The 5,528-nt window shown below is 56.7% G+C and carries 2 protein-coding genes and 1 pseudogene; all 3 read right to left on the bottom strand.

Going from position 1 to position 5,528, the window contains the following annotated elements:
• Positions 1–174 (bottom strand): NAD-dependent epimerase/dehydratase family protein (locus tag ACILRA_RS19075; RefSeq protein WP_395663647.1); only part of this gene is annotated, 174 nt, incomplete at its 3' end.
• A gap of 412 nt (positions 175–586) precedes the next feature.
• Positions 587–4,909, bottom strand: a complete 4,323-nt coding sequence (locus ACILRA_RS19080; RefSeq protein WP_395663646.1) for a chemotaxis protein CheB — start codon at positions 4,907–4,909, stop codon at positions 587–589.
• Between the two features lie 190 nt (positions 4,910–5,099).
• A pseudogene (locus ACILRA_RS19085) lies at positions 5,100–5,528 on the bottom strand (IS256 family transposase); the annotation flags it as partial.

Below are 5,528 nucleotides of genomic sequence, written 5' to 3' on the forward strand. Positions count from 1 at the left end.
CGTATCGAGAATATCGCCATGTACGAACGGGCCCCAGCGCACGGCGGCGATGTTGCCTGTTGAAAGATTGTCGTAGACGATGGGTTCGATGTCAGTTGCAGCGAGAAGCTTGGCTGTATGGCTTCCGATGAATCCGGCGCCGCCTGTTATGAGAACCTTGCGGGTTGCGGTCATGCTTCCTCGATAAGTTGAGGCGCCTCAGGCCAGAGGTGCCGTAAGAAAAGATAACGATTTCAGGTAGTTGATGGCTGAAGGATTTTTGGGTGACCAGAATGAGTTGGAAAGCTGATTGCCCTTACCTGGAGCCCGCGGCAGGCATGCTGCGCGTTCTTCACTGTCGCGAAAAGACGCCATATCTCAGGCCTTTCCCTAACCGGGTCGGATGTCAATTACCGTCGCTGGTATTAGGTAAGGGAAACTGAGAAAATTTGAAACCCACGGAAACTACTCAGACGCAGGATTTTCTGTGAGAGGGTAGCAAACGCAATTGAGAGCCGTGGCGCTTGCCACTCATGAAAATGGTCGATACGCAACAAAAAAAGTTTGAGAAAATCGGTGATGATAAAATGTTGCCCGGCAGATCAGGTCATGCAGCGCTTATTTCACCTGCAAGCGCAAGGCGTACAAGATCGGGAAGGGAGCTTACTCCACATTTCCGCATGATGGATGCGCGATGGTTCTCCACCGTCCGCTGGTTGAGGCCAATATCTGCTGCAATGATCTTGTTGGGGTCGCCAGCGAGAATCTTCAAGAGAATTTCATGCTCACGCTTGGTCAGCGCAGAGAGTTTCTGTTGCGCGGACCGGCGGGCATCACTGCGGGCGCTGTTGTTCTGACCTGCCGAAATTGCCTTGCGCACGCTGTCCAGGAGATGACTCGCGCTGGCTGGCTTCTCGATCAGATCAGATGCTCCGGCCTTGAGCGCTTCCACTGCGGTTGCAGCGTCGCCATGGCCAGTCAGCATCACGGCTGGTATTGTTGAACTTTCTGCCCGCAAGTGCTTGATGAGCTCTATCCCATTCATGCCGGGTAACAGGCTGTCGATCAGGAGGCAGGCCGTTCCATCAGGCCGCGGAGCAGCAAGAAAATCCTCTGCGGTGCCATAGGTGACAACAGACCATCCCTCCGCTTCGAACAAACGCTGCATGGTTTCACGGATCAGCGGATCATCGTCGATCACATGAACACTGATACCAGACGATTTCCCGCTTGACTTGTTCTGCAGTTTGCCAGCGCGGTCCTTCAAAATGAGGTTGCAGATCTTGTCGAGGAGGTCCTTGGGTGAGGCGGGCTTGATAAGCTGTTCACAGCCGGCATCTGCTATCTGTTGATATGTACCGCCGGTGATGTCGCCGGTGAGGATGATTGTGGGGATCGCACCACCCAGAAGTGTTGCCAGTGACTGCGCCATAACCAGTCCGCCTTGGCCGTCCTCGAGATCGTAATCTGTAAGCAGAAGGTCTGGCCTGTAGCCGTTTACCTGCGCCCAGTTGAGCGCATCCTGCCCGTTGGCCATGGGAATGACGGTATGACCCTCATCGGTGAGAAGCTCTGCCAGCAGGTCCCGCAGTGGCTTTTCGTCTTCTACAAGGAGGATTGTACCGGTTTGGCGCGGAGGAGTCTTGAGATGGTGGATTGTCGCCTCGTCGGACATGAGGCCAGGTAGCGCTTCAGCGACAGGCAGCGAAATCATGAAGACCGATCCCCTGCCGGGGGTCGATTGAACAGTCACAGGGTGCTTCATGAGTTGCGCCAGCCGTTGTACGATCGACAGCCCCAGTCCGAGGCCGGTACGCGAAGTGGAGGTTGACCCGTCCACCTGGTAATAGGCATCGAAGATCGCCTTGCTTTCGGATTCTTCAAAGCCGATGCCGCTATCATAGACCCGAATGCTGAGTGCGGGTCCCTTGCGCAAGCAGCCGAGCAATATGCCGCCGCTGCGGGTGTATTTCATGGCATTCGACAACAAGTTCCGCAATATCTGCTCGAGCAGTTGTGGATCGGTCTTGACCCAGGCGTTGCTGGGTACCGAGCTGAGCGTCAGGCCCTTCACTTCGCATTGAGGCCGGAACTCCTCGGTGAGCCGCTGGATGATGGGTCCGATGGCGACGGGCCGCATGTGTGGCCGGATGGTGCCAGAGTCGATGCGAGTGACATCAAGCAGAGTATCCAGCAGTTCTGTCATGGACTTCAATGTGCCGTCCAGCAGGTTGGTCAGCCGCGCAACTTCCGATGGCCGTTTGCTCCGCGCCATCAAATCGTTCAGCAGTGAAAGCGCCTGCAACGGCTGGCGCAGATCGTGACTTGCGGCAGCCAGAAAGCGAGACTTTGCCCTGTTGGCCCGCTCAGCATCTCTGGTTGCGTTCAAGAGTGCAGCGTGGGTGCGCTTGCGCTCGGTGATGTCGACGTAAGTGATGACGACGCCAGCTACCTGGCCGCCGTCGTTGCGGTAGGGCTGTATGCGGCGGAGAAACCACTGTCCGTCCTTGCCACTGACTTCCCTCTCAATTTTTCCGTAGGTCTTGAGTACAGTTTTGGCCTCATCGGTCCACTGGTCATCCTTCGTTAAGGCGACCAGGTCCTCCAGCGGCCGTCCCACATCACTCGTGATCACCCGGAAAATGCTGCTCGCCGTCGGGGTGAAGAAGCGAATGTTCAAATTAGTATCAAGGAAGATCGTCGGCACATCTGTGCTGAACAGGACATTCTGCATGTCGTTTGCAGTCGTGCGCTGGCGCTCCAGTGTCTCCTGCAATTGGCTGTTCAGGGTTGTGAGTTCTTCGTTCAGAGATTGGAGTTCTTCCTTTGAGGCCAGGAGTTCTTCGTTGGCGGACTGGAACTCTTCACTGGCTGACAGTGCTTCCGCTGTGTCCGCACCATGCGCCTCTTCCTGCTGTTCGAGGTCATGCAGTGCCTCGTCAAGTTTCTTGCGGGTGGCTTCGAGTTCAGCTTCAAGATCGAGTGTAGGCCGGGGGGGCTCGGATACCGTTGTTGGCCGGGCTTCCGGCCAGTCCACAGCTGCTGCCTTCTCGATAAAGCATGCCAATAACAGCAGTTCACCGCCCGATGGTATCGCATGAATGGCAATGTCGACGCTCTCACCATCCCACAGCCGGACGCCGGACATAGATACCAGCGGGTTGGAGGGTGTACAGGACGCCGCGCCTGCGCGGAATTTCGTGCGCGCGCTCTTCGGCAGCATGCGCAGGACACCGGTTGGGGAAATGCCCTGGGTTATCTTCAGGTATTTTTCAGTTGGGCCATGAAAATACAGGCATTCAAGCCTGGGGTTGAGCAATACAGCCGCAGGGGCATAGTTCTCCAGCAGGACTTTGCGGCAGAGGTCAGGAAGGGCACTCCGGCGGATCATGGCGGCTGCTGGTGATGGCAGGACCTTCTCGCGGGTTGCACCCACCAGAACGAGATCGCCGGGGCGGCTTTTGCCTACCCGGCGCCAGAGCCGCGCCTCCTTGTTTTCGACGGCGAAACACTCATCGTCCTGTGTTGGTGTTTCCGCCAGGCCAAGCAGCAACAGCCCTCCGGGGCGCAACGCATAACAGAAGCGGGCGGTTACATTTTTCTGTGCTTCGGGCGCCAGGTAGATCATGACGTTGCGGCACGATATGAGATCAATCTTTGCGAAGGGAGGGTCGGTCAGCAGATCTGCGACCGTGAACATCACCACATCTCGCAAGGCTGTGGTGACTTTCCATCCTCCCTGCACGGGTACAAAAAACTGGGCAAGGCGTCTTGAGGAAACGGATGTATCGATATCCTTGGGATAAACACCAGACTGAGCAACGGAAATTGAGTCTGGATCAATATCGGAGGCAAGGATCTGGAGTTGGGTACGCGAACCGGCTGCTGCAATGGCCTCCTGGCAGATGATTGTGAAGCTGTAAGCCTCCTCGCCGGTGCTGCATCCTGCAACCCATATCCGCAAGGGATGGCCTTCCGGTACTGCTGAAAGCAACTCTGGAATTGTTTCTTTGGAAAGGTGATCGAATACCGCCGGATCGCGAAAGAAACTGGTGACATGGATAAGGAGCTCGTCTGCAAGTTGCACACGCTCCTCTGCATCTGCCTTCAGGATCTCGAGGTAATGCGTCACGTCGTCGGGTTGGAGGCCGACGATGGCCATGCGGCGCGCAATGCGGCGCTCGAGCGTTCCGCGCTTGTAGAGAGATATGCTCTGTTTGGCGTGCTGATCGACAAATGAGAGTATCTCGTCATAATTCGTCATGACAGGGTGCTCTGCGGCAGTTGCTGCAACAGCGGGCTGATTTGTCTTTCCTGGGGTTGGCGTGCGGCGGGCGGGCTTTCCCTTCAGGAACGCCTGAAGTGAAGCAACCATCTCTCCCACGCGCAGAATTTCACTCACCAATCCAGTTTCAACGGCACTTTCCGGCATGCCGGAATAGGCTGCCTCCGTGGGATCCTGAGCGATCACCAAGCCTTTCGCCTTGTGGATTTGGGCAATGCCCAGGCTGCCGTCCGTACCGGTCCCCGACAACACGATGCATGCCACAGGCGCCGTGGCATCCTGGGCCAGAGATCTGAGCAGGACGTCGTATGGAAGCCGGACAGATACTCCAGCCGGGGGCTCGGCGACGTGGAGAACGTGCTTCGATACGGTCAGGAACACCCCTGGCGGGATGACGTGTACAACGCCTGCTTGCAGGGTCATGCCCTCGGTTGCCTGAACAACCGTCAGCTTTGTGTGTTGCGCGAGCAGATTGACCATCATGCTGTCGTGCGACGGATCCAGGTGGAGGACCAGTATGAGCGCGGCATGCAGGTCTTTGGGCATGTCCTTCAGCAAGGCTGTGCAAGCTTCCAGGCCGCCAGCAGATGCGCCTATGGCAATGACGGGGAGATCCAGTTTCGCTTCCTGATCAAGCAAGTTCATATCCTTTTGAAGTATGTTCCGCTTGCCAAAAACGGTAATTGACCTCCGTCAATTCTGCTATCCGTAGTTTTACTTAGATGTCCAGAGATGGGTCATCCAATTCAGCCACGACAAGTCATGAATACACAAAGCTTAAGGGGATGTCCCGAACTCTGTTGAAAATGCCGAGGCTGGCGTTGCTGTTTGAACGTTATGCGGCATCAGCGAGGCGGTCAACCGTCGGGGTGGTGGTCTGAGCGGTACGATGGCTTTGAAGTGCGGCTTTGAGCAATGGCAGATGCTTGTGGGCCTTGAGGCGCCTGAAGCCCTTCTTCGCTTCCAGCATGCCCGCGGCAGTCCAGCGCAATCCCATCTTTGCATTCCGCCAGCGCTTCACATTTCGGCAAACCTGTCGAATGATGCTGTTCATGCTCTCGATGATGTTGGTGCAGGCCAGCGAGCGGCGCAGGTCCGAAGGCAGACCGAGCCGGTTGACGGTCAGGATCTCGTCCAGACCCTCGAGAATGGATTTGGAGACTCCCGGGGCCTCATGTTCAAGCCGCTGGGCGAGGTTGCGGATCAGACGCTCGGCTTTCACGGGATCGTCTTGTTCCCAGGCCTGACGAAGGGTCCGGCGAAC

This window comes from Aestuariivirga sp., from assembly GCF_044239095.1.
Taxonomy (GTDB): Bacteria; Pseudomonadota; Alphaproteobacteria; order Rhizobiales; family Aestuariivirgaceae; genus Aestuariivirga.